The organism is Rudaea sp. 3F27F6 (assembly GCF_005503555.1).
Taxonomy (GTDB): Bacteria; Pseudomonadota; Gammaproteobacteria; order Xanthomonadales; family Rhodanobacteraceae; genus Rudaea.
Window position 1 is genome coordinate 1 of sequence record NZ_SCNG01000002.1, and the last position, 23,713, is coordinate 23,713.

General features: G+C 61.3%; 18 protein-coding genes. 6 read left to right on the top strand and 12 right to left on the bottom strand.

Translation table 11 applies throughout. The features are described 5' to 3' along the window. Positions 1 to 1,169: PLP-dependent aminotransferase family protein (locus FFS30_RS08020; protein WP_137912640.1), on the bottom strand; the 1,169-nt coding region annotated here is incomplete at its 3' end. 121 nt (positions 1,170 to 1,290) lie between these two features. On the opposite strand from FFS30_RS08020, the gene FFS30_RS08025 reads away from it, so the two are divergent. Together FFS30_RS08025 and FFS30_RS08030 are read left to right on the top strand one after the other, a co-directional pair. Continuing rightward, positions 1,291 to 1,731, top strand: coding sequence for a VOC family protein (locus tag FFS30_RS08025; protein ID WP_137912641.1), 441 nt, complete (start codon positions 1,291 to 1,293; stop codon positions 1,729 to 1,731). After that, positions 1,728 to 2,357 carry a LysE family translocator gene (locus FFS30_RS08030; RefSeq protein ID WP_137912642.1) on the top strand — a complete coding sequence of 210 codons (630 nt, stop codon included), beginning with the start codon at positions 1,728 to 1,730 and terminating at the stop codon, positions 2,355 to 2,357. Before FFS30_RS08025 ends, FFS30_RS08030 begins: the two co-directional genes overlap by 4 nt. 134 nt (positions 2,358 to 2,491) lie before the next feature. On the opposite strand, the gene FFS30_RS08035 is transcribed toward FFS30_RS08030, so the two are convergent. After that, positions 2,492 to 3,394 (bottom strand): LysR family transcriptional regulator, encoded by a 903-nt coding sequence (locus tag FFS30_RS08035; protein WP_171014494.1) that lies wholly within the window; start codon positions 3,392 to 3,394, stop codon positions 2,492 to 2,494. Between the two features lie 148 nt (positions 3,395 to 3,542). Here FFS30_RS08035 and FFS30_RS08040 point away from each other — a divergent pair, with 148 nt between their 5' ends. Continuing rightward, a complete protein-coding gene (locus FFS30_RS08040; RefSeq protein ID WP_137912643.1) occupies positions 3,543 to 4,976 on the top strand; it encodes an aldehyde dehydrogenase family protein in 1,434 nt (477 codons plus the stop codon). A gap of 159 nt (positions 4,977 to 5,135) precedes the next feature. Here the strand turns inward: FFS30_RS08040 and FFS30_RS08045 are convergent, their stop codons facing one another. From FFS30_RS08045 to FFS30_RS08070, 5 genes are all read right to left on the bottom strand, one after another. Beyond that, positions 5,136 to 5,978 (bottom strand): hypothetical protein, encoded by an 843-nt coding sequence (locus tag FFS30_RS08045; protein WP_137912644.1) that lies wholly within the window; start codon positions 5,976 to 5,978, stop codon positions 5,136 to 5,138. Positions 5,979 to 6,425: 447 nt separating this feature from the next. Then, positions 6,426 to 6,665, bottom strand: a complete 240-nt coding sequence (locus FFS30_RS08050) for a hypothetical protein (RefSeq protein ID WP_137912645.1) — start codon at positions 6,663 to 6,665, stop codon at positions 6,426 to 6,428. Positions 6,666 to 7,404: 739 nt separating this feature from the next. Beyond that, on the bottom strand, positions 7,405 to 7,869 hold the full coding sequence (locus FFS30_RS08060; protein ID WP_137912646.1) for a hypothetical protein: 465 nt from the start codon (positions 7,867 to 7,869) through the stop codon (positions 7,405 to 7,407). Between the two features lie 168 nt (positions 7,870 to 8,037). Next, the gene (locus FFS30_RS08065) at positions 8,038 to 11,151 is read right to left on the bottom strand and encodes an Ig-like domain repeat protein (protein ID WP_212742429.1); all 3,114 of its coding nucleotides are present in this window, start codon (positions 11,149 to 11,151) and stop codon (positions 8,038 to 8,040) included. Positions 11,152 to 11,266: 115 nt separating this feature from the next. After that, positions 11,267 to 11,926, bottom strand: a complete 660-nt coding sequence (locus FFS30_RS08070; protein WP_137912648.1) for a hypothetical protein — start codon at positions 11,924 to 11,926, stop codon at positions 11,267 to 11,269. A gap of 386 nt (positions 11,927 to 12,312) precedes the next feature. On the opposite strand from FFS30_RS08070, the gene FFS30_RS08075 reads away from it, so the two are divergent. After that, positions 12,313 to 13,368 carry a helix-turn-helix domain-containing protein gene (locus FFS30_RS08075; protein WP_137912649.1) on the top strand — a complete coding sequence of 352 codons (1,056 nt, stop codon included), beginning with the start codon at positions 12,313 to 12,315 and terminating at the stop codon, positions 13,366 to 13,368. A 426-nt stretch (positions 13,369 to 13,794) separates the two neighbouring features. Further along, on the top strand, positions 13,795 to 15,885 hold the full coding sequence (locus FFS30_RS08080; protein WP_137912650.1) for a TonB-dependent siderophore receptor: 2,091 nt from the start codon (positions 13,795 to 13,797) through the stop codon (positions 15,883 to 15,885). A gap of 64 nt (positions 15,886 to 15,949) precedes the next feature. On the opposite strand, the gene FFS30_RS08085 is transcribed toward FFS30_RS08080, so the two are convergent. From FFS30_RS08085 to FFS30_RS08095, 3 genes are all read right to left on the bottom strand, one after another. Next, the gene (locus tag FFS30_RS08085) at positions 15,950 to 17,602 is read right to left on the bottom strand and encodes a right-handed parallel beta-helix repeat-containing protein (RefSeq protein WP_137912651.1); all 1,653 of its coding nucleotides are present in this window, start codon (positions 17,600 to 17,602) and stop codon (positions 15,950 to 15,952) included. Between the two features lie 332 nt (positions 17,603 to 17,934). After that, positions 17,935 to 19,107, bottom strand: a complete 1,173-nt coding sequence (locus FFS30_RS08090; protein WP_171014496.1) for a lipase family protein — start codon at positions 19,105 to 19,107, stop codon at positions 17,935 to 17,937. A 59-nt stretch (positions 19,108 to 19,166) separates the two neighbouring features. Continuing rightward, the gene (locus FFS30_RS08095) at positions 19,167 to 21,335 is read right to left on the bottom strand and encodes a TonB-dependent receptor (RefSeq protein ID WP_249352305.1); all 2,169 of its coding nucleotides are present in this window, start codon (positions 21,333 to 21,335) and stop codon (positions 19,167 to 19,169) included. Between the two features lie 249 nt (positions 21,336 to 21,584). On the opposite strand from FFS30_RS08095, the gene FFS30_RS24200 reads away from it, so the two are divergent. Beyond that, positions 21,585 to 21,899 carry a hypothetical protein gene (locus FFS30_RS24200; RefSeq protein WP_249352307.1) on the top strand — a complete coding sequence of 105 codons (315 nt, stop codon included), beginning with the start codon at positions 21,585 to 21,587 and terminating at the stop codon, positions 21,897 to 21,899. Positions 21,900 to 21,992: 93 nt separating this feature from the next. Here FFS30_RS24200 and FFS30_RS08100 read toward each other — a convergent pair whose 3' ends face one another. Both FFS30_RS08100 and FFS30_RS08105 read right to left on the bottom strand, forming a co-directional pair. Then, positions 21,993 to 22,697 (bottom strand): FecR domain-containing protein, encoded by a 705-nt coding sequence (locus FFS30_RS08100; RefSeq protein ID WP_249352309.1) that lies wholly within the window; start codon positions 22,695 to 22,697, stop codon positions 21,993 to 21,995. Between the two features lie 278 nt (positions 22,698 to 22,975). Next, positions 22,976 to 23,458 carry an RNA polymerase sigma factor gene (locus tag FFS30_RS08105; RefSeq protein ID WP_137912655.1) on the bottom strand — a complete coding sequence of 161 codons (483 nt, stop codon included), beginning with the start codon at positions 23,456 to 23,458 and terminating at the stop codon, positions 22,976 to 22,978. Positions 23,459 to 23,713 lie beyond the last annotated feature (255 nt).

Consider the following 23,713-nt stretch of genomic DNA (forward strand, 5'->3'; position numbering starts at 1 on the left):
TCTCCACTGGAAGTGCCAGCGCACCGATGCGCAGACCCGGACCGAGCGACTTCGACAAACCGTTGACGTGAAGCGTGATGTCCGGCGCCAGAGCGGCCAGCGGCGGCTCCGTTATCGATCAGATCCTTCTGAACGGAGACGATGAGACCACTCGCCAGCCATTGCTCCACCAACGCACAGGACAGCGGCGCCGGCTCCATCGGCATGTCGCGAACGATCGCCTCGGCTGCATCCATCATCTCCACTGGAAGTGCCAGCGCACCGATGCGCAGACCCGGACCGAGCGACTTCGACAAACCGTTGACGTGAAGCGTGATGTCCGGCGCCAGAGCGGCCAGCGGCGGCTCCGTTGCGGCGAAGGCATATACACCGTCTTCGATGATCGACGCGCCCGCCTCGCGGCATATCTCGACGATCGTCTGCCGTCGCAGGCGGCTCATCGTCGCGGTCGTTGGGTTGTGCAGCGTCGGGGTCAGATAGACCGCCTTGCGCTCCGCTTTCTCCTCGGCAAGCGCGACCGCCAATGCCTGCGGGATCATTCCCTCCGCGTCGATATCGACGCCGCGCATCCGCTGTCCGCCGCGCCGCGCCAAGGCGATCGCCCCGGAATAGGTCAGCCGCTCGGTCAGAATAATTCCGTGCCGGCCGCAGGCCAGTTCGAATGCCAGTGCGATGGCTTGGCGCGCATTGCCGGTCAGAACGAGATACGCCGGATCGGCAGGCACGCCCTGTGTTTCGAGCCAGCGGCCCATGAGGCGACGGTGTTCGAGATGACCGCCGGGAGGCGCATAGAGATTGAGATGATCCGCGTCGATCTTCTTCGCGACCTCGGCCAGCGTGCGTGCAAGCAGCCGATCGGTCAGCAGTCTCGGCGGAGCATTGGACGAGAGGTCGATCTGCCGCCGCTCATGAGCCTGCAGAATCGCGACGAATGTTCCGCGTCCTTTGACGCTCCGTGTCAGACCGCGGCGGTCGAGAGCCGCGTAGGCCTTGGTCACAGTCCCGAGTCCGATCCCGAGTTTCCATGCGAGATCGCGATGGGCAGGAAGCCGGTCGCCGCCTTTCAGCCGGCCTTCGACGATGTCGTCTGCGAGCGCCAGCACCAGCCGCTCGGTGGTATTTGCCTCTCTATCGGCGAGACGCGGCGTCCAGGGAGATCGAAGGCGCATCGTTGATGATTCCAATAGTGTCACGTGACACTATTTTCATAGCGCCAATGTGTAACGCGTTATAGGCTAAGGCCGAAAGCTTTGGAAGCGCACGCCACCGTGGCCTGTGCACGGAGGCAGAATGTTCAGCCATGTGACCGTTGGATCGAATGACCTTGAGCGTGCCGCTCACTTTTACGATGCGGTGCTTGCGCCGCTCGGCCTCAAGCAACGGCTCGTCACGCCGGATGGCGGACCTCCGGCGCTTTGCTGGATATCCGGCCAGGCATCGCTGCCGCGTTTCTACGTCTACAAGCCGCGCGACGGACAGCCCGCCACGGTCGGCAACGGCAGCATGGTCGCGTTTCTCGCGCTCAGCCGCGAAGCGGTGACGGCGGCGTGGGCGGCGGGTTTGGCGAACGGCGGCAGCGACGAAGGCGCAGCAGGCGAGCGGCCGCACTACGGCGCAGGCTACTTCGGCACCTATCTGCGCGATCCCGACGGCAACAAGATTCATATCGTCCACCGCAGCGATCTTCAGCCGCATGCAGGCAGCTCGCAGAATCAGGAAATCGTTGCATGATCGCCAGTCAGATCGCACTCGTGTATGGCACCTATCTCGTCGCTACCGCCAGTCCGGGACCAAGCAATATGGCGATCATGGCGACAGCCATGCGCGACGGCCGCGTCCCTGCCCTCGCCCTCGCGGCCGGCGTCATCACCGGCTCACTCTTCTGGGCGGTTCTTGCCGCGACAGGCATTTCCGCGGTATTGGCGACCTATGCCGAAGCGCTCTTCGTCATCAAGCTCATGGGCGGTGCTTATCTTCTCTATCTGGCGTTCCGTGCCGGACGCTCGGCTATGCGCGCGACGTCCGATATCGTCGACATGAACAACGGCCGCTCGGTGCTGCCCTATGGCCTGCTTTATCGCCAAGGCGTGCTCATGCATATTGGCAATCCCAAAGCCGTGTTGGCATGGATCGCGATCATGTCGTTGGGACTTCGCAACGATGCCCCCGCCGGCCTGCTACCCGCGATCATCGGCGGCTGCGCCGTACTCGGCGTTCTCGTCTTCGGGGGCTATGCGATCCTCTTCTCGACCGCCCCGATGATCGCCCTTTACGGACGACTGAGACGCTGGATCGAGGGCAGCTTGTGTGCCTTGTACACCGCCGCCGGCATAAAGCTCATCGCCTCGGAAAGGTAGCAGACACAAGCGATGCCCATCGGGCTCACTGTGTATTTGCGCCCGCCGAGATCGCACATGTGTTCGACGGACTCGTCCAGGAATAACGAGCACTCCTCATCGGGCAGGCTCGATTGAGTGTTTCGCGGTCCGCTTCATTTTTTCGCTAGTCGCAGTTCGTGAATCAGGTCGATCAGCGCGCGCAACCGCGTCGGCACGAACCGGTGACCTGAGTAATAGAGCCGCAAGCCACCGAACGGCTGGCACCACGCAACCAGCACGGGCTTCAATGCACCGGACTTCAACTCGTCGGCGACGAACCATTCGGAGATGAATCCGATGCCCAGTCCGAGCAGCACCGCCTGCTTGATGGCGGCAAGCTCGTTGAGCGCCATACGCACGGGTAAATCCATCTGCAGCTTGTGCTCGCCGCTTTCCAGTTCCCAGTGATAGATGCCGCCGTGCGACATGCGCATGCCGATGCTCTGATGCGTAAGCAGGTCGCGAGGATGCTTCGGTGTACCGTGGCGCTTGAGATACTCGGGCGTTGCGACGACCAGCATGCGGATATCGGGCGACAACGGCACGGCAATCATGTCCTGCGGTACGGACTCGGCCAGGCGGATGCCGGCATCGAAACCTTCGGCGACGATGTCGACCATGCGCGATTCACTCACGATGTCGATGCGCACCTGCGGATAGCGCCGGGCATAGTGACTGAACAGCGGCTCCAGCAGAAGGAAGGCCGCTCCCTGCGGAACATTGATACGCAACGTGCCGCTCGGTGTATCGGGCCCGGTGCTCGCTTCTTCGCCGGCGCTGCGGATTTCGGCAATCGCCGGAGTGATGCGCTCCACGTAACGCCGCCCCGCATCGGTAAGCGCAACGCTGCGCGTCGAGCGATTGAACAGGCGCACTTTCAGGCGCGCCTCCAATCCCGCCACCGCGCTGCTCACGGCCGTGGTCGACATGCCCAGTTCCAACGCCGCGCCGCGAAAGCTGCGGCGGCGCGCGACGGCCAGGATTACCTCGAGTTCGGTCATTCCCGTGCGGTGCATGAATTGTCCTGATTTTCGGGACACATCATCAAAAATATGACGCCTTATCAGAACAATGATCTCTCCTTAGATTGGGTTACGCAACGATTCGATCGCCGGCTCCCGACGCGCTGTGCGAACCACAAGCCAGGTCTTCTGAGGACATCACATGCAACGCATTGAACACATCTACATCAACGGCGAGTTTCTTTTGCCGCACGGCCAGGAATGGTTCGAACTGCACAACCCGAGCACCGAGAAAGTCATCGGTCAGGTGCGCCTCGGCGATGAGCACGATGCACGGCGCGCCATTGCTGCGGCCAAGGCGGCGTTTCCGATCTGGTCGCGCACCACGCGTCAGGAGCGCATTGCCGCCCTGCAACGCATGCATCGAGCCGTCGCTGCGCGCGAGGATCAACTGATGGAAGCCGTCGTGATGGAGTACGGAGCCCCTTCCGTGCGTTCGCGCTGGATGGCGACCTATCCGGCCGATGTGATTGCCCAGACCATCGACGCCCTGAAATCCTTCGAGTTCGAGGAACAGGCCGGCAACGCGCGCGTGATCCAGACTCCGGTTGGCGTGGCCGGCCTGATCACTCCCTGGAATAGCAACGCCGGTTTCATCTGCAACAAGCTGGCAACCGCTCTCGCCGCCGGCTGTACCGCCGTCATCAAGCCCAGCGAGATGAGTGCGCTGCAGACGCAGATCGTTGCCGAAGCGTTGCACGAGGCAAGCCTGCCCAAAGGCGTGTTCAATATCGTCAACGGTCGCGGCGACGTGGTCGGTGAAGAAATCGCGCGCCATCCCGATGTCGCCAAGATCTCCTTCACCGGCTCATCCGCCGTAGGTCAACATCTTCTCAGCGCGGGCGCCGCCACGATGAAACGCGTGACGCTGGAGCTCGGCGGCAAGTCGCCCACCGTCGTGCTCGACGACGCAGATTTCACCGACATCATGCCGCTCGTGTTGCAGGCTGGATTCGCCAACAGCGGCCAAGCATGCATCGCCGGCACACGCATCCTCGTACCGCGTCATCGGCTCGCGGAGTTCGAATGCATCGCCCAGCAAGCGGTCGCGCACATCAAATCCGGCGACCCGCGCGAGGCCGATACCGACATCGGCCCTATGGTCAGCGCGAAGCAATGGGAGCGCGTTCAGAGTTACATCCGCCTCGGCATCGAGGAAGGAGCACGACTGCTTGCCGGCGGCGAAGGACGGCCGCATGGCCTCGATGCCGGTTGGTTCGTCAAGCCGACCCTCTTCACCGACGCGACCAACCAGATGCGCATCGCGCGCGAAGAAATCTTCGGCCCGGTGCTCACCGTTATCGCCTATGAGGACGAAGCCGATGCGATCGCCATCGCCAACGACACACTCTACGGCCTGAGCGCCGTCGTGCTCGGCAAACACATCGACCGTTGCGAGCGCGTGGCGCGCCAGATCGATTCCGGCCGCGTGCTTGTCAATACACTGGCCCACGAACCCCGCGCGCCGTTCGGCGGATTCAAATATTCAGGCCTCGGACGCGAAATGGGCAAATGGGGCATGAGCGCGTATCTGGAACCCAAGACATTGTTGATGGCGCCAAGGTCGTCCCACTGACGTATTCCACTCGATAACGCTCCGTCAGTGAAGTAGTGGCCGTGCCGGATAGCTTGCCAGTTGGCCTGTCGACTCATGCGAAGACCTCTTGTCGAGCATCAACGGGCTAGCCCAACGCGCTCTGCAACGGATCATCGCTGCCTGAGCGCCGGACCGGGTCTATTTCAGAGTTTCGGCAACGGCGTCCATGTCTTTGCAATCCCGTTCGGAAGGCTTGCTGCCTGCGCGTTCGTCAATCGCCATTGTCGCAGCGCGAGCCTTCTTCAGCCGTTCGATCATGGCCGGAGATTGGTCGTTCGCCAGCAAACGGGACGTCATATCCGTCACCACCATAGCGCGTTTGTTCAACTCTAGTTTGGTGCAGCCGCCCGCGCCGTTCGTCGTCGGCTCGTCGGTATCGGCTTCCGCGGATGCGTGCGCCTTCGCAGCAGGATCGAGCAACTTGACGGTCGAAACGGCGAGGTCGCAAGCCGGCGCGAATTGCTCCGCCTTATCTTTACGGTAGATGCACTCGAAGTTATAGGCCTTGCCGCCGACAACGGTGAAAACATAGCGCTTTACCTGAAAATCTTCTTTGCTGAAAGGCAATCGTCCGTTATGGAAAACCATGTCCACCGCCGGCCGGCCGAGCATCGTCGTCATCGTTGAGGATTTGAGTTCGATCGATGGACGAACCGCTATTGCCTTCTTGAACGCGTCGGTAATGGACTGGCGCGTCCGTTCGCTCACTTCCTGGATGTCGCCGGCGTCGCGAGGCCCCAGGAAGGTGATGAGCACGTCACCATTGGCCGGCGTGGAAGCCTTGACGCCCGTTACGTTCCCCGTCCCGTCCGCGAATAGATGATCCAAAGAGAACATCAGCGGATATTCGAAGCGGTAGCTTCCGTCCCCCGCCTCGAAAGTGCGCGTTTCGGCGGCGTGAGCGTGCTGCGGCGCAAGCACACCCGGCAGGACCAGGGCAGCAAGCATCGCCAAACGGACCGAGACGGCGGAATACGACATGAGAGAAAGCTCCTTGTTTCAATGACACGCGTCGTTGAACCGCCCCGGATCTCGGAGTCTTCCCAACTCACGTTCGCGCTTGCGCCTCGGCATCTTCCGTCGCCGCCTCATCCTCGGTCAATAGACAGTACAGCGCGTTCGCGTTCAAGCCGCGAACGCGGCAGATTACACGCTTGGGAATTTCCGTCTGCCAATCGCAACGGATGATCGCCAGGAGGATTTCACGCTTATGTGTTTTCTTGTGCGCCGCCTGATCGCTGCATGCTCCACTTGTTCGAGGCCACCTCAGTCACCTGAAACTGAGGCCTGCGACTCCACCCAAAACCGGCGGAGAAAGGAAAGCAAAAAAAGCCCCCCGGCAGAACCGAGGGGCTCAGTGAATTTCTCGACCGGGCTTTGAGGAAGGCCGCCGAGCAAAAGTCGAAATGATTATGCGACGAGCGGCACTTAATCCTTCTTCGCGGTTTGATATCGGATAAACATATCCCTGCAGCCACCGTCCACTTGGCACATATATTCCTCAACCCAGCCACCGCCAATCGGCACCAGCTTGACGTACCAAACGAGAGTTCCTCCAGACCCGGGATATCCTGGAACGCCATCCGCGTTGGCAGCAAACGAGAGCGCCAGCAAGAGAAAGCCTAGACTCAATGAAGCGAAGGAATGCTTCGACAAATTTCTTTTCATGGATATCTTCCTTTTTTATTCGGCAGATTTTTCAATGACGCGGATTCTCCGCATTGCCACGGAAGTGAATTATGATTTCCAATTGTTTTATAGGAGTCATATTATTTTCCGCGAGGCACTACCCTACGCTTGATGTCGCAAACCTGTAAATCCATCTCCCGGATATTTCTGTCATTGGAAAAAGAAATTATTCGATAGGTCGCTGCCAGCAGGAATCTATGGCCTGATGGCGGTGGCGAGTGAGCTCGCGGCGTCGAATTGCCGAGAAAGCGTAAAGCTGCTTGTACAGCTGCACGTCGACCGGTTCGGAAATTTGCAGTCGTCAGCCGAGAACTGCCGTGGTAGGCAGCGGTGCTCGTGAGGTGGGGGATCGCTTTCTTCGAATATCTCACCTAGGTTCCGGCCAACCGCCTCGGGGCGACGATGCTCAACCTGGCGCAGCTCAAGATCCTGCAGGAGTTGATCACGCTGTGCGTGTTCGCTCCGTTCGTACTCTACGTGATGAAGATCCCTACTCGGGATGGCTCGGTCTTGGACGAAACATAGATTGTCCCCCGGCATAACCGGGGGTTGTCTCAATACCGAGTTGCAAATGTCGTTTCCGAGTTGTCAGGCGTTGATCCGAAGATCAACGCCTGCATCCGCACTCCCAACCCATGATGAAATAAAAAATTGCGGTGAACCTGTCAAGGAATTCATGTGCACGCCGGCAGCCGGCATGTTTGCCGCATTTGCTCGGCTACTCGCGCGCGGTAAACAAGACCTCGCCTTCCGCCAAGTGACCATTCCCGCCTTGGCCCAGAATAAACAGCGGCGCAAATACCAATTTGTCATCGAGCCAAAGACGCAGCGCGCTGACCTCCTTGTTGCCCGAAGCAAAGAACTTTCCGCGCTTGCCGACCAGATCCTGTCGCGACATGGCTACATTGACAAATCCGCCGGTGCCGTGAAAGCTGAGCTGACGCACTGTGAACGAAGTCGACACAAAACGGATTTTGATCGGATCGAACGGATAGGTGATCCAACCGCCGAGAAATCCCGACTCGCGATCGTATGCCAGGGTGGCACTTACAACCGCGAGACCTGCCGGGGCAACCAAGCCTTGGCCCCCCGCCTGTTTCTGCAGGTCCGGTAGATGCTCAATGATATCCACCGCTTTCTGATGCTGCGGCAGAAGCTCGTTGTCTAAAATTTCGCTTGCCATGCTAATCCTCCAGTCATTGGTCATGAGTTGGTTCAGCAGCTTTGCACTGTGGTCAAGGTTCGAACTCTTCTCCAAAATCACCGCGGTCCGATCGGCCCCGCGATTGATGCAAAAGGTGATCGAGTACGGCCCGGATATTCCGACGTCGGTCCGATTCCTCGATGAAGACTATTTCGAATAGCGCCTTGTCCAACCTACGAGTCCGAGCAACAGGCTGAGCAAAGCCAGCGCATACCGCGTCAACGCCGGCGCAGGCACGACCGGCGTTTGTGCCTCGACCGCGAGCGCCAACATCTGGGTCGTCGCGGTCGCGGTGAAGTTGGCATCGCCCGCGTAGAAGCCGCTGAGCATTTGCGTGCCCTGTACGGCAAAGCTCGTCGTGCAGACCGCAGTGGAACTCGTCGTGCCCGGCACCAATTGCACCGCAGAGCAAAGACGCGTACCCCCAGTACAGTTCGCATCGATCGTCGTTGCGTTGTTGCAGAACGTCACGGTGCCTGTCGGCGGATCGCCGGTTACCGTCGCCGTGATCGTTATGGTTTGTCCCACCTGCGCAGCGGTCGGTGCCGCGGCCAGCGTGATCGTCGTCGTCTTACGCGCGATCGTCACTGCCAGTGTCGCCTGCGTGGCCGCTGCGTAGCGGGTGTTGCCCGCCTGATTGGCCAGCAATGTGCAGGTACCCGCGCCGAGCATCGTGATGGTTGCGCCGTTCGTGCCGCCCGCGCTGCAGACGCCCGCGCTTGCGGTTGCGATCGAGAACGTCACCGGATTGCCCGAGCCGCCGCCACTCGCCGATACCGTGAACGTGCCCTCTGCCGCAAACGTCGGACTCGCTGGCGCGGCAACGAAGCTGCTGATCGACTGGCTGGCGAGACCGATCGCGACGTTCTGAACGACTTGTGCCGCCGCGTTGTAGTTGGCGTTGTCGGCCTGATCGGCCGCAATCGTGCAGGCGCCCACGTTGAGCATCGTCAGCGCCGTGCCGCTGACCGAGCACACGCTGCCGGTAAGCGAGGAATACGTGATCGCGTTGCCGGAGTTCGGCGTTGCACTCGTCGCCGGCGGATTGATCGCGAAGCTGCCGTTCGGCACAAAGGCATGGCTTGCCGGGTTCTGTGTGGGGAAGACAATCGTCTGGTTCGCCTTGCCGATGTTCAAAGTTTGCGTCGCCGTACCTTGCGCATAGTTCTTGTTGCCGGCCTGCGTCGCGACGACGGAGCAGTTGTTGGTGCCCGCATTGATCCCGCTCACGACACCCGTGCTCGTCACTGAGCAATCGCTCGAACTAGTCGAATATGTGATCGGATTGCCCGAGTTGGGGCTGGCGCTGGTTGCGCTTACGCTACCCGTACCGTTGACCACCACCACCGGCGCCGCGCCGAAGCTCAGTGTCTGCGCGGCCAAGCCGATCGCCACGCTCTGCGTGACTGTTGCCGCCGCGTTGTAGTTGGCGTTGCCGCTCTGATCGGCCGCGATGGTGCAGGTGCCTACATTGAGCATTGTCAGCGTCGTACCGCTAACCGAGCACACACTGCCGGTGAGTGAGGAATACGCGATCGTATTGCCGGAGTTCGGCGTCGCACTCGTCGCCGGCGGAGCGATCACGAACGTACCATTGGATGCGAAAGCATGACTTGGCGGACTCTGCGCGGGGAACGCGATCGTCTGATTCGCCTTGCCGATGCTCAAAGTCTGCATCGCCGCACCTTGCGCATAGTTCGTATTGCCGGCTTGCGTCGCGAGGACCGCGCAGTTGTTGGTGCCCGCATTGATCCCGGTTACGACACCTGTACTCGTCACTGAGCAATCGCTCGAGCTAGTTGAATATGTGATCGGATTGCCCGAGTTGGGGTTGGCGCTGGTTGCGCTTACGCTACCCGTACCGTTGACCATCACGGCCGGTGCCGCGCCGAAGCTCAGAGTCTGCGCGGCCGTGCCGATCGCCACGCTCTGCATCACGGTTGCTGCCGCGTCGTAGTTGGCGTTGCCGGCTTGATCGGCCGCGATCGTGCACGTACCTGCACCGAGCATCGTCACCGTCGTGCCGCTGACCGAGCACACGCTACCAGTGAGCGAGGAATACGCGATCGCATTGCCGGAATTCGGCGTCGCACTCGTCGCCGGCGGAGCGATCACGAACGTACCATTGGAGGCGAAGGCATGGCTCAGTGGACTCTGCGCGGGGAACGCGATCGTCTGATTCGCCTTGCCGATGCTCAAAATCTGCGTTGCCGTACCTTGCGCATAGTTCGTGTTGCTGGCCTGCGTCGCGACGACGACGCAGTTGTTCGTACCGGCATTGATCCCGGTCACGACGCCCGCACTCGTCACTGAGCAATCGGTCGAGCTGGTCGAATATGTGATCGCGTTGCTCGAGTTCGGACTCGCACTCGTCGCGCGCACCGTGCCCGTGCCGTTCACTACCAGCGTCGGCGCCACACCGAAGGCCAGCGTCTGCACGGCCTGGCCGATGCTGAGGGTCTGCGTCGCCGTGCCTGTCGCGTAGTTCGCATCGCCGGTCTGTGTGGCGACGATGACGCAATTGTTCGTGCCCGCATTGATACCGGTCACGACACCCGCGCTCGTCACTGAACAATCGGTCGAGTTGGTCGAATACGCGATCGCATTGCCCGAGTTCGGCGTAGCGCTGGTTGCGTTGACCGAGCCGATGCCGTTCACCGTCACCATCGGCGCGACGCCGAAAGTCAGCGTCTGCGCGGCCAACGTCGCCAGCGAGATCGACGCATCGATAGACAGAGATTGAGTCAGCGACGCGCCTATTGTTGAACTGGCGGTCATGCTGATCAGCCATATCAGCGAGTCGCCCGCGGGAATGGTCGCGGAAAACGCCGCGCTGCAAACTCCTAGTTCGCCCGGAGGAACGATGTTCTCGTACGTCTGCGTCGGATTCGGGGCCTGCAAAGTGCTCGCGTCGACAAACGTACACGCTGCCCCCGGCACCGCAACCAGTTGCCCGGATCCTCCTTGTCTTTGAAACCGGTACAGTTGCGCAGTAACAGTCAGCCTTACCCCTATGAGGATCTGTGTGTTTTGCGGGTTGATGATCGCGTTCATTTTCGTGAAGGTCATCGCGACCGGCATCACCTGCAGCACGCCTCCATACACGTTCCCGAAGTAGGCTTTGCCGTTGCTGGCCTCGAGCTGGATGACAGGCACCGCGGTCTGGCTGTAGCCCGAGACCGGCATCAGCGCACCGCTTGAAGGAAAACCTGCCGTCTGGGTGGTCAGCGTGGCCGCCTTCTTCACGTCGCCGACGCCCATGCTCGATAGGAAGACGCTCTGCGCACGGGCCGAGAAGCCCGGGAGCAAAAGTGCTGTCGCGAAAAATGCGCGGACAGCCAGACGGGAAAATGGACAGACGGTGTGCATCGCAGCGCTACGGCGACAGCGAGATCGACGCATCGATTGACAAACTCTGCGTCAACAGCGCACCGGGGGTTGTCGGACTGGCGGTCATTCTGATCACCCACATCAGCGAGTCGCCCGCGGGAATGGTTGCGGAAAACGTTGCGCTGCAAACTCCCAGCTCGCTCGGAGGGATGATGTTTTCGTACGTCTGCGTCGGGTTCGGCGCCTGCAAAGTACTGGCATCGGTAAACGTACATCCCGCCCCCGGTACCGAAACCAATTGCCCCACCGGCCCTTGTCTTTGGAACCGGTACAACTGCGCAGTAATGGTCAGCTTCGCCCCCAGCAGAATCAGCGTATTTTGCGGGTTGATGATGGCGTCCATTTTCGTGAACGTCATCGTGGACGGCAGCGCTTGCAGCACGCCCCCATAGACGTTTCCGAAGTAAGGCTCCCCCTGGTTAAGGTCGAGAGTGAGCAGGGGCACTGCGGTTTGGCTGTAGCCGGACACCGGCATCATTGCCCCGCTCGAAGCAAGGCCTTTTTCCTGGGTGGTCAGCTTGGCCGCGTGCGCGGCGGTGCCGTCGCCCATGCTCGACAACAGCACAGTCTGCGCGTGGGCAGAGAACCCCAGAAGCAGAAGCGCCATCACGAAATAGGCGCGGACAATCAAACTGGACGTTGTCATTTACGCTCTGCCTTTTTCTATAGATCGGTGTATCGAACTCGCCCGAAAGCCATGCGACGTCGTGAGGGTGATGTTGCGCAGCCGAACGCCAGGGAACGACCAAAGTGGACGTGCGCCAAACCCGGCAACAAGGCAAAAACTGCATGACGGATCGCTTCGGTCGTCGCCGAGATCCGTCTCGAAAGCCCCTTCGAATCGCCTCCCGCAACGGCAACGCGCAGAAGGCGCCGGCGCCCGTGCAAGTCCATGCGAACCCTGTGTCGCAACGGCGCGTTTGCTACACTGGCGAGCGGCAAGTGTATTGAGCGTCGGACACGACCACTTGACCGGATGCCTCAGATATTTGACTGAGCACTTCAGTGTCGATCGCTCCAGGGGGAGCCGAGATGGCGCAACAGCAACCGACCGTACAGTCCGGCAACGTTCCGTTCGTGCGCTTCTCGACCGCGGATCTGCCCGTTGGCGATGCTTACCCGATCTGGCGCGAAACCGTATCGGTGATATTCGAGCCGACCATCGACGCCGACGATGAAGAGCCGTTCCGTGCCGCAGTCGACACTTTCCATCTCGGCGATATGCTGTTTTGCGAAACCTCGGTTGCCAGACAACGCTTCGCGCGCACGCGGCGCATGATCCGTCGCGACGGGATGGACCATTTCCTGATCCAGGTCTATCACAAGGGCGGTTATCGCGGCGACGTCGACGGCGAATCCATCGACCTGCGTCCCGGTGAAGTCAGCATCCTCGATTTTGCCAAGCCGCTCGCGACGCAGGCCGACAGTTCCGACACGCTCTCGCTCATCGTTCCGCGCAGCATGTTGGAACGGCTGCTCGCCACCGACCGGCTGCACGGCCGCGTGCTGCGCGGCACGGCCGCGGCCTTGTTCTCCGACTACGTGTTTTCGCTGCAGCGCCGCCTTCCATCCTTGTTGCAGGAGGAAGCGCCGTTGGTGACTCAATCGTTGACCGGACTGTTTGCCGCGCTCATGCAGCCGACGAACGCGAATATCGCACCGACCGTGCAAGAGGAACTGGCGCTGGCGCGCGCCAAACGCTGTGTTGAAACCCTCCTGCACCGACCGCGGCTCGACACAGAGGAAATCTGCATGGCGGCCGCCATTTCGCGTGGCAGCCTGTATCGGCTGTTCAAACCTTATGGCGGTATTTCCCGCTACGTGCTCGCGCGGCGCCTGGCGCGTTGTCGCCATGCACTCGAAAATCCCGGCCACGACCGCCTCATCGCCGAAATCGCATATGCGCACGGCTTCGTCAGCGAAGCGCATTTCAGCCGCGCGTTTCGCCAGGCTTACGGCATCGCGCCGCGCGATGCACGCCATGACAGGCGCGCGGCAGCGACCACTACGGTGCGTAGACAGCAGGCACTCGTAGCCGAGGCCGACTTCAGCAATTGGATTCGGCGTTTTCAGTACGAAACCGCGTGACTGTGCTTGCAGCCGTCGGCTCCAACTTGAATCGTTCGCACCAATCGTTGATCTGCGCAGTGCGTCGGCGTTGGAGAAATGGAGGCGGGAAGCAAGTCGCAAATCGGCACGCGCCATCGCAGGAAGTGAATCGTCCGCAGTCACATCGACCGGCATGACGCCGCCGAATTCTCTACAGACGACGGAACTCACCCGACTCACTGATTGAAGTCAGGCTTGCCACATCGCTTACAAATGACAATAATTCACACTCTTGTATAGACGATCACCGATCGCGACATCGCGATCCCACCATCGTCTACCCGAGCCTGACGCAGCCAGCGCCACGCCAGCCCACTTGCACTAAATTCACGAATCGCTTCAACGCGAGGGCTGAGTGCGGGCAAGCGGGGCGTTTCTATCCCTGCTGCGATCAAAGGCCTTCCAATGCGTCTTCTTCCCCTGCCCGCCGCCCTGTTGGCGGTCACCGCGTACAACGTTTCCGCAGCCGATGCCGAGCCGGCTGAGTTGCTCCCCAAAGTCACCGTGCATGCCGAACAAACCGGCGACTACCGCGCTCGTCGCGCAATCAGCGCGACCAAGATCGAAGCCGAACTGCGCGACGTGCCGCAAACGATCAACGTCGTCCCGGCCGCGCTGCTGCGCGACCAACACGCCACCTCGATTCAAGACGCGCTGAAAAATGTACCCGGAGTCGGTTTTTCCACCGGCGACGGTCAGCGCGACCAAGTCTCCATTCGCGGTTTCACTGCGATCGCCGATCAGTTCGTCGACGGAATCCGCGACGATGCGCTCTACTTTCGCGACCTGTCGAACATCGAGCGGATCGAAGTGATCAAAGGACCGGCTTCGGTCCTGTATGGGCGCGGTTCCTCCGGCGGCTTGATCAACCGCATCACCAAACAGCCAGGCATCGACATCGGCGAGGTCAGCCTCAGCTACGGCACTTGGGCCGACCGCCGCGCCGAACTGGACATCGGCCATCGCTTCGGCGACAGCGACAACGCTTGGCGCTTGACCGGTGCGACGGAAGACGCCGACAGCTATCGCGACCCGCAATTTCTCAAGCGCCGAACGATCGCGCCGTCGCTCCTGCTGAACCCGAGCCAGGACACGACCCTGCTATTGCAGGCCGATTATTTGCAGGACCGCCGCGTGACCGACTTCGGCATCCCGGCGTTTCGCGGCCGCCCGGTTGACGTGCCGGTCGGTACCTACTACGGCGCGGCCAATGCTCGCAACGTCGATACCAGCGAATCGAAAGTGACGTCGACCACGGCAACGCTGAGTCATACATTCAACGATCACCTCTCCCTTCGCAACACCTTGCGCTGGTACGACTACACGCTCGATCGGAACAACACGTTGCCGGGCAGCGTGAATGAGCAGGCGAAGACGGTCACGCTCAATCGTTCCAACGTGCTCCGTGACGAACACGGGTGGTTCAACCAAACCGAACTCAACCAGCGCTTTGCAGTCGGCGCGATCGCTCACGACTTTCTCTATGGCATGGAACTCGGCAGACAAGACAAATCGTTGCTCAATCGCAGCGCCAACGGCGTTGCGGTGGTCGACTTGTTTCATCCGCAATTGCCTGTGCTGCCTCTGACCGTGACGCTCCCGCCGAGCGCGAACAATCTGGGCCGTTTCGACACGACCGCGGTATACGTGCAGGACATGCTCAGTTGGGGCGAGCATTGGAAGGCGCTCGTCGGCATACGTTACGACCGTTTCAAGCAGGCCACGGAAAACCGCTTACCGGGGCAACCGAACCTGTCGCGCACGGACAGCGCGCCGAGTCCTCGCGCCGGCTTGGTCTGGCAACCGTCCGCGGCACAGTCGTACTACCTTTCATGGAGCCGTTCGTTCCAACCCTCCGGCGAGGCCTTTGCGCTCGCGGCGAACAATGCCGACATCGCTCCCGAGCACACCCGCAACACCGAACTCGGGGCGAAATACGATTTGTTCGAAGGGCGTGCGAGCTTCACTGCGTCGCTGTTCCAACTCGAACGCGACGGAATCAAGACCACCGATCCGCTGACGCAGAAGGTGTTGCCGATCGGCGAGCAGCGCACACGCGGCGTGGAACTTAGCGGCGCCGCCGATCTTGCCGACGGCTGGCGCTTGCTTGCCGGCTACGCCTACCTGGACGCGCGCATCACTCACTCGATCGCCATGGACTCGGGCCAACCGATACAAGGCAAGCGCGCCACGCTGACGCCTCGCCACAGCGGCAATGTCTGGGTGACGCATTCGTTTGCCGAGCACTGGCAATTCGGCGGCGGCCTCAACCTGGTCGGTGCGCGTCAGGCCAATCCGGGCAATACCGTCACTCTGCCCGGCTACGTCACCGCCGATCTGATGGCGCAGTACTACGCCGGCCCACTGAGTCTGCAGCTCAATTTGACCAATCTCACCAACGCACGCTACATCGTGTCCGGGCATGGCAGCAGCCCCAATCTCAATCTCCCCGGGGCGCCGCGAGGCGCGAGCCTGACGGCGCGCTATTCGTTCTAGCCTCTCTATCGGGTGCATGACTCCTCGACTCAGCACCGAGGAGTCATGCACGACTTCGCTGTCGTCAGTGATTGGCTTCGTAGAAGCCGCGCGTCGGCACCGCCGTCGCCGACACGACATTGCCGAAGTAGTCCAGGCCGCCATTGTTCGAAATGACTGCTCCGCTGCCGATCGCGGGCGAACCCGGGCCCACCTGGTATCCCGATACCGATCCGGGGCCGATCGGTGCCGTTGCAGATGCCGCCACAAACAGCGGGTCGGACGTGATCTTGAACGGATCGGCCGGTTCGCCGCTCGGATGATTGCCGAAGAAAAGATTGTGGTTGAGCGTCGTGCCCGAACCGGTCGGAACTTGATAGTTGCCGGTGCCGAAGTTGGCAATGATGTTGTTCTGGAAACTCAACGGATTGTACGAATTCGTGGCGTAGCCGTTCGTGCAGTTCCAGCCTTCGCAGTTCATCAAGTTCGCCGACATGCCGGCAGCCATGTAGACCGTATTGTTGTAGATCGCGGTATGCGGTATCACTCCGTAGGCGAACGTGAACACTCCGGTCAGGTTGCCCCAGCTGTCGTTGACGCTGAGGTTGTAGCGCACCGTGGCATTGATGCCTGTGCCGAGACCGCCTTCCATCACCAGGAACCCGCCCTGGTTGTCGTGGCTGTAGTTGTACTGCAGCGTCACGTACTGCGCGCAGAGATCGATGTCGTAGCCCTCTCCATCGACGCCTTGCGAAGTGAGCACGCCGTACACTTCGTTGTATTCCACCAGGACGTTGTACACGCGGGCAGGCCACAAGCCCACCGCCGACGGCTCGGTCGAACCCTGCACCGTCACCGATCCAGCGTTGCCGACGATGTTGTGATCCATGATCGAGTTCTTCGCGCCGACCATGACGATGCCGTCGCTGTCGACGTTGTAGACCCGGTTGCCGTGGATCGTGATGTTGTTGCTGAGCGCACTCGGGTCGAGAGAAAGATAGAAGCCCGTCGAAGCGTCCCAGAACGTGATGCCCGTGCGGCCGACATGCTCGACGAGGTTGTTCGCGATGACGACATCCTCGTAGTTGTCCGTGCCGTGCCAGAGCGGGCTGTGCGGGTCCGCCGCAACGACGATGCCGCCGTTGATCTGGGGATTCACGTCGCTGCAGGCGAAGCAGCCATTCACGTCATGCACGTAGTTGTTCTGGATGGTGATGCCGCGATAGGTCTGCTGGCCGCCGTTCAACGGAGAATCGTTGTCGACGTAGATGCCATAGCGGCTCAGGCCCTGAGCCGAGGCACTGCCCACGTTGTTGACTCCGGAGTTGTTGACCACCTCGAGCCCCTGGATGGTCCAGTACTGCTGGTTGTACAGATAGACCGCACCGCCGGTGGCCAGCGAACCTCCGTCGATGATCGGCATCGCGCCGCCGCCGTAGCTCGAAATGACGATGGGCGATCCGGCCGCACCGGATCCCTTCGGATGGAGCTGCCCCGCCCAGCGTTGGTCGGTGTGCAGCAGAATCTGATCGCCTGCGGCAAAGGTCGTCGCGCTCACCTTGGCCAGCGTTTGCCACGCGGTCGCCGCGCTCGTGCCGGCAGCGCTGTCGGAACCGTTGACCGAATCGATGTAATAGGTGGCCGCCTCGGCCGCTGTGGTAAAACAGCCTGCGATCAAGGCCAGAGTCAATAAGCCTACACGCGAGCGACGGGTGGAAATGGAATTCGCATCGAACATATTTCCCTCTCTATGTAGTTGGTGTTGTTATGGCGCGGCTGTTCATCGATGCCGCAGTGGTATCACCGAGTGCGACGTTCCGCGCGGTTCGTTCAACAGGCGGCCGCACTCCTCCGCTGCGCGAAAAATCTCGCGCAGATACTTTTGTCTATCGCGCCGGCGCTCGCGCGCCGCAGCGCGGCGGGTGAAACGATTTCATCGGCGCTGCAGAGCGGCCGATCTTGTCCTTGCCGATACGTCTCTGTAGAAGTGCTCGCTGCGACGCTTCGGGCAACGCACGCGCCGAGGCCGGTCTTTCCGTTGCGCCGTACACCGGCAGCCCATGTCGCCGGTCAACACGACTTCGGCAACGGCTTTCCGTCGAGCCGATCGTGCAGCCAGTCGAGGGCGTGTGACGCGTCGAAGGTGTTGTGGCTCTTGTCTTCCTGAAAATCGACGTCGATCTTCGTGCCGAGCTTGCAGGCGTCCTCGATCGCCTGTTTGGTCCATGCCGGATTGATGTATTCGTCCTTGCCGACGTAGATCACGAGCATCGGCGCATCGGCCTTGCGTTGCGGCACGGCCAGTGCCTGCAGGTTGGCCTGCAGCTTGAGCGTCGCCTCGTGCGTCGCCGGCTTCAGTTCATCCGGCTTCATCTGCAGCGCAGCGGCGGTGCGCGCGGCCAGATCCTTGCAGCTTCCGAGCACGTCCCAATTCGTCTTCACCGAACCGCGGCGGTATTGGTCGGCATCGAAGTCCGAATGGACCCAGGCCTGGGTGATCAGCATCGCGACATACGCCGCGCTCTGTATCGGCGTCATCGCCCCGTCTTCCGCCATTTGCGCGTAGCCGGAAATATTCGCCGCCGGCACAGCGTTGACTGCACCGAGAAGCCGCAGCTCGGGCGCGTACACCGGCGCCTGCTCGGCCGCCGACCACGAAGCCCCTCCTCCCTGCGAGTTGCCGACGGCCACCCAGCGATTGGAGATCACGCCGGGTTTCGCGTTGCGCAGCGCACGCACTGCATCGATGACGTTGTAGCCCTCGGTCTTGTTGTCCAGATAGACATGCTTGCCGTCACCGCCGAGGCCCTGATAGTCGGTGAACGCAACGGCGTAACCGGCCTTCAGATAAGTCACCACCACGACCGCCATGCCGTAGAGGTTCGGCGAACTCGATGGGCCGCAGTCGGCAGTCACGCCCGTGGTGCCGTGCGCGTGCGAAAGCACGGGCCAGCCGCCCGACGGAGGCGTGCCCGAAGGAATGAACAGCGCGCCGGTGACGACGCTGTGCTGGCCGTCGCTCGAGGTGGAGCGGTAGCGCACGCGTAGCGCTTCGGCACCGAGATCGCGAATCGATGGATCGATATCGGCGTACGGCTTCACTTCGACGATGGTGCCGGGCGCTTCGCTGGCCGGCGTGGAAGCGGTGGGCCGAGCGAGCGGTGCCGCCGCTGAACCTGCTGATTCGTCGCGGCCACTGCAGCCGGCAAGTACGACAAGCCCGGTCCATCCGAGCAGCCCCAACCACCGCCGCCGCCTTTCGCCCACCACTCGCACAGTCGGCACGAACTGCCCGGACCGGCTCACAGCGCATACCTCACGGTCAAATAGTACGACCGCGGCGATTGCGGCTGGAATGCGTTGTTCATCACGTAGCCGCGACGATCGGTGAGGTTGTCGATGTTGAAGCGGAAATCCAAACGGTTCCATTTGTAGGCGGCAAACGCGGACACCTGAGCGAGACCAGGCAGGTGTACGTCGTAATGCCAGTCTCCGCCGAGCACGCCGCTCGTGGACGTTTGCGCATGCAGCCAGCCGCCGAGGCTGAAGCCTTGCAGCGGACCTTCTTTGAATGTGTATTTGGCCGTGAGGTTCGCGGCCTGGCGCGGCGCCGACCCGAAGCGCATGCCGATCTGCTGCGGCACGCCGGGATACTCGAGATACTTGGCTACGGGCAAGTCGGTGAAGTTCGCCGACAGTTGCCAGTTCTCGTTCGGCAACCAGGTCACCTCGGCCTCGAAACCCTGCGCGCGGCCGACGCCGCCGAGGTTGTACTCGACCAGCCCGCCGTTCTCGCCCATATGCGAATAGTCGGGCGTGGCGATATTGCTGAGATCGTCACGGAACACGGAAACGGTGCTCGTCACCGCGCCGTTGAGCCACGCCGTCTTCACGCCGAATTCTTTGCCGGTGCCTTTCTGCGGCGGCACCAGTTCGGTGGTACCCGGCTGGATGATCCCCGACGGCGTGAACGACTTCGAGTAATTGGCGAAGAACGCGGTATCGGCAAAGAACGAATCCGGCGCGAACGGTTTGCCGAGAATGCCGATCTGCGGCGTCGTTTCACTGGAAGCAGATTCCACGCCCTGGATGACTTCGCCTTCAGTCTTGGTATGACGCAACCCGAGCAGGACATGCAGGCGGTCGTCGAACATCGACATCTGCTCGGCCATGTAATAGGCGTGCGTATTGGCATGTCCGACGTCGTGCAGATTTTCCAGATTGGGCGTCGGAGAAATCGCGTGCAGGATCGCGTTCTCATTTCCGAGCATCAGAGGACCGTCGCGGAAGAAATTCCACGGCAGGCCTTGCGCGTTTACCGGAGCCAGCGGGTAGACCCAGAATCGCGCGTAGTCCAGCGACGAGTAGGACGCCTGAAAACCGACGAGCAGCGAATGGCTGATCGCGCCGGTATCGAACGAAAATGCCGCTTCGAGCTTGTTCTCCCATCCGGACCCGGCCTGCTTGCCGGTGAAGAAGCCGGAGGCGAGACCGTACGTGCTGACGTTGCCATCGGGTCCGAGCACCTTGGCGCCGCTCTGCAGCAGGGAAAGGAACCCCCAGCTGAAATCGACGTGGCCGAACGTGTCGCGTATCTGGATGTGGTCGTTGACCGTGTAATTGATCTCGGTACTCCAGAAGCGCGACAGCTCGTTGTTGTAGTTCTGCGGCCCGAGCACGTTGTAGCGCGCGCCACCCGGCAGATACTTCTCCACCGTGATCGTCTGCGGCGGCTCATTGGCGCCGTAGTTCTGCGCGACCCAGTTGTCGAGGTACGTATCCTGCGGCGCACCCGAGCCGATGAAGCCCGGATGGCTGACCGGCAGCGTCGACACCTGATCCTTGTTCTTGATGTTGCGGTAGTTGAAGTTGATGCTCAGATCGTCGATCGGCTTCCAGGTCAGACCGAGGATGTAGGTGCGCTCGTTCTGCCCGGTCCAGTTGACCCAGCCATTGGCATTCTTCGCGTAGACGTCGACGAGATAGGCGAATTGGTCGTTCACCGGCCCGGTCGAAAAAAATTCGCCGCTGCGATAGGCCCAACTGCCGTACTCGCCTTCGAAATACGTCTGCGGCGTGAACGAAGGTTTCTTGTAGATGATGTTGATCGAGCCGCCCGGCGGCACGTTGCCGTTGAACACGGCCGATGGACCTTTCAACACCTCGACGCGATCGACGCCGGCGCTCGAACCGAGTCCGCCTGCGATCGAAAGAGAATCGAAGCCGTCGATCTGCGGCGTCACCGCATATCCGCGTACGCCGAAATTCGTGCCGACCTCGCCGCTGTTGTTCTGCCCTGTCACGCCGGTCAATGCACCGACCGCCGTCATAAGCCGCGAGGAACCGGTGTCCTCGAGAAACTGCGAATTGAGCGCGGAAATCGAGATCGGCGTGTTGATGATTTCGGTCACCACGCCCGTCGCGCTCGTCGCCGCACTGGTGCGATAGCCGATCACCTGGACGGCGCCCATCAGCGACGGCTTGTTGCCGCCCTCCGCGGACCCGCTGGCTTGAGGGCTGCTCGTTGCCGGTGAAGCCTGCCCGTACGACGCAGAGGCAGCGGCTCGCGCTTCGTCTTTGTCTGCGTCCTTGTTTGCCGAATTGCCTCGCTGCGACGGCGCCGTGGCGCCGTCGTCGCCTTTCGCCCTCGCCCCCGACTGGCGAGCCGACTGCACAACGATGGAACGTGCCGAAGTTCGTCGGGCTTGAAGGGTCGTGCCTTGCAGCACCTGTTCCAGCGCTTGCTGAACGCCGAATCGTCCATGCAATGCCGGAGCGCGCATTCCCTCGACGATGCCGGATTCGAACAAGACGTTCGTGCCGGTGCGCTGCCCGATGTCGCGCAGCGTCACGGCCAAAGGCTGTTCCGGCAAATCGAAATCGTAGATCAGTGCCGCGGCCGCGGACTGCTCGTGCGCGACCGGATTCTGTGCATGAAGCTCTTGCGAAATAGCTGCCGACAACGCGCTTGCTATGACCAGCGCAAACCTTCGATCAAGATGACGCCACATGGTTTCCCCGATTTTCCGTGGTGATCCGATGTGACGTAGACGACCGACTGTAGCCAACCCTCAGCAGAACGAAAAATTTTTTTCGAAATGAGCAGGCTGCGCGGCGAGCCGCGTCGTTCATTGCCTGGTCAAGCGTATATGGCCGGCTTCTTCTTTCACCTTGAGCCCGTATATCGACGCAACGGATTGGGCGAAATCGAGGTTGTCTCCGGTGCGGTAGATACCGCTGACGCGAACTTGTCCAAGATCGGCGTCGTCGATTTGCACGCGACGCGGATCGTAGCGATTCATTTCCGCGACGGCTTCGCCGAGCGGAGTGCCGTCGAGAATCACTTCGCCGCGACGCCAGGCAGTCGCCGCGTCCGCACGTCGGACGTCCAGTTGCGGTCGTTCGCCCGCCCGTACGCGCAAGTATTGACCGGGCTTGAGCGTGATCGCGCCCTGCTCTTTCTCGACGGCCCATGAAACTTTCGCGGCCGACAACGACGCCACGCTGACCTTGCCTTCGAGCAGCGTCACATCCATTTCGTCGGGCTCTTTGCGAACGACGAATGATGTGCCCAGTGCGGTCACTGTGCGATCGCCGACCAAGACGACGAAGGGGTGCTGCGCATCATGCGCCACCTCGAACAACACTTCGCCGCGCGACAAATGCACGATGCGCTCGCGTGCGCCGTAGTCGACGTCGACGGCGCTGTCCTGGTTCATGGAAAGCCGGGTGCCGTCGTTCAGGCGAACGCTACGCTGCTCGCCCATTCCCGTCGTGTACTGCACGCCGCGCGGCAGAAGCAGGAACACCCCCAATCCGAGAGCGCTCAGCACCAGCGCTGCCGCCGCCAAGCGCCAACGCGGGGGCTTTCTTTCGCGAGCACTCGGCGCGGCAACGCGCGCCAGACCGCGAATATCGACTTGGCCGGCCGTGTCCCAAATTTCGGTCACCCGCTCGAACGCTCTGGCGTGATCGCCGGAGCCCGCTTTGAGCCACGCCCGAAAGTCCGCTTCGAGTTCGGCGTCCCGGCCTGCTCCATGCAACTGAGCCAACCAAGCCGCGGCTTCAGCGTAGGCGGCGCGTGATGGACGAGGTGGAGTCATTCGATTGCTCATATACGATCCATCCACTCGGCCAGGAACAAGACCGCCTTCGCCACCTGCTTCTCCACCGCACTGACGGTAACCCCCATACGTGCCGCGATCTGAGCATGACTGTAGCCCTCGACGCGATGCAGCAAAAATATCTCGCGCGTACGCGGACTCAACTGATCCAGCCCTGCACGCAGGCCGCGCAACCTCTGCTGCCCGAGAACCACGTCGTCCGGTGCCGAACCCGTTTGCGCAAGCGGAAGCGCCTCTACTTCTGCAAGCGAGACCGGACGCCAACGCGAGCGCCGGCGAATGTCGTCCGCGACCACGTTGATGACGGTGCGTACCAGAAAAGCCTCAGGCTCCTGTACGTGTCGATCCTGTCGGTAGCGTTGCAATCGGAGGAACGCTTCCTGGATCGCTTCGTCGGTCTCGTCACTGGTCCTGCCGCGACTGTGCAGCAATTTGCGCAGCTTCAAGATGAGAACGTTCACCGCTTCCATGGATCAAAGATGACACGCGCGGGAAGCCCGCACCAGCGTGCCGGGAAGCAAACAACATTATTTTTTCAGCCGCCTGCGGATTATTCGCGCTCGCACGTCTACAGCATCCATGATCATTCGCGGCGCCTCTCACTAATCGGGCGAAGCGCTTGCGGACGACAGTGAAGCGAACGCCGATCCCTGACGGCCGCATCACCGTGCTCCACTATCGATATGAATCGCCTTTGGCTGCCAAAGCAAGGTGCGCCATTCCCA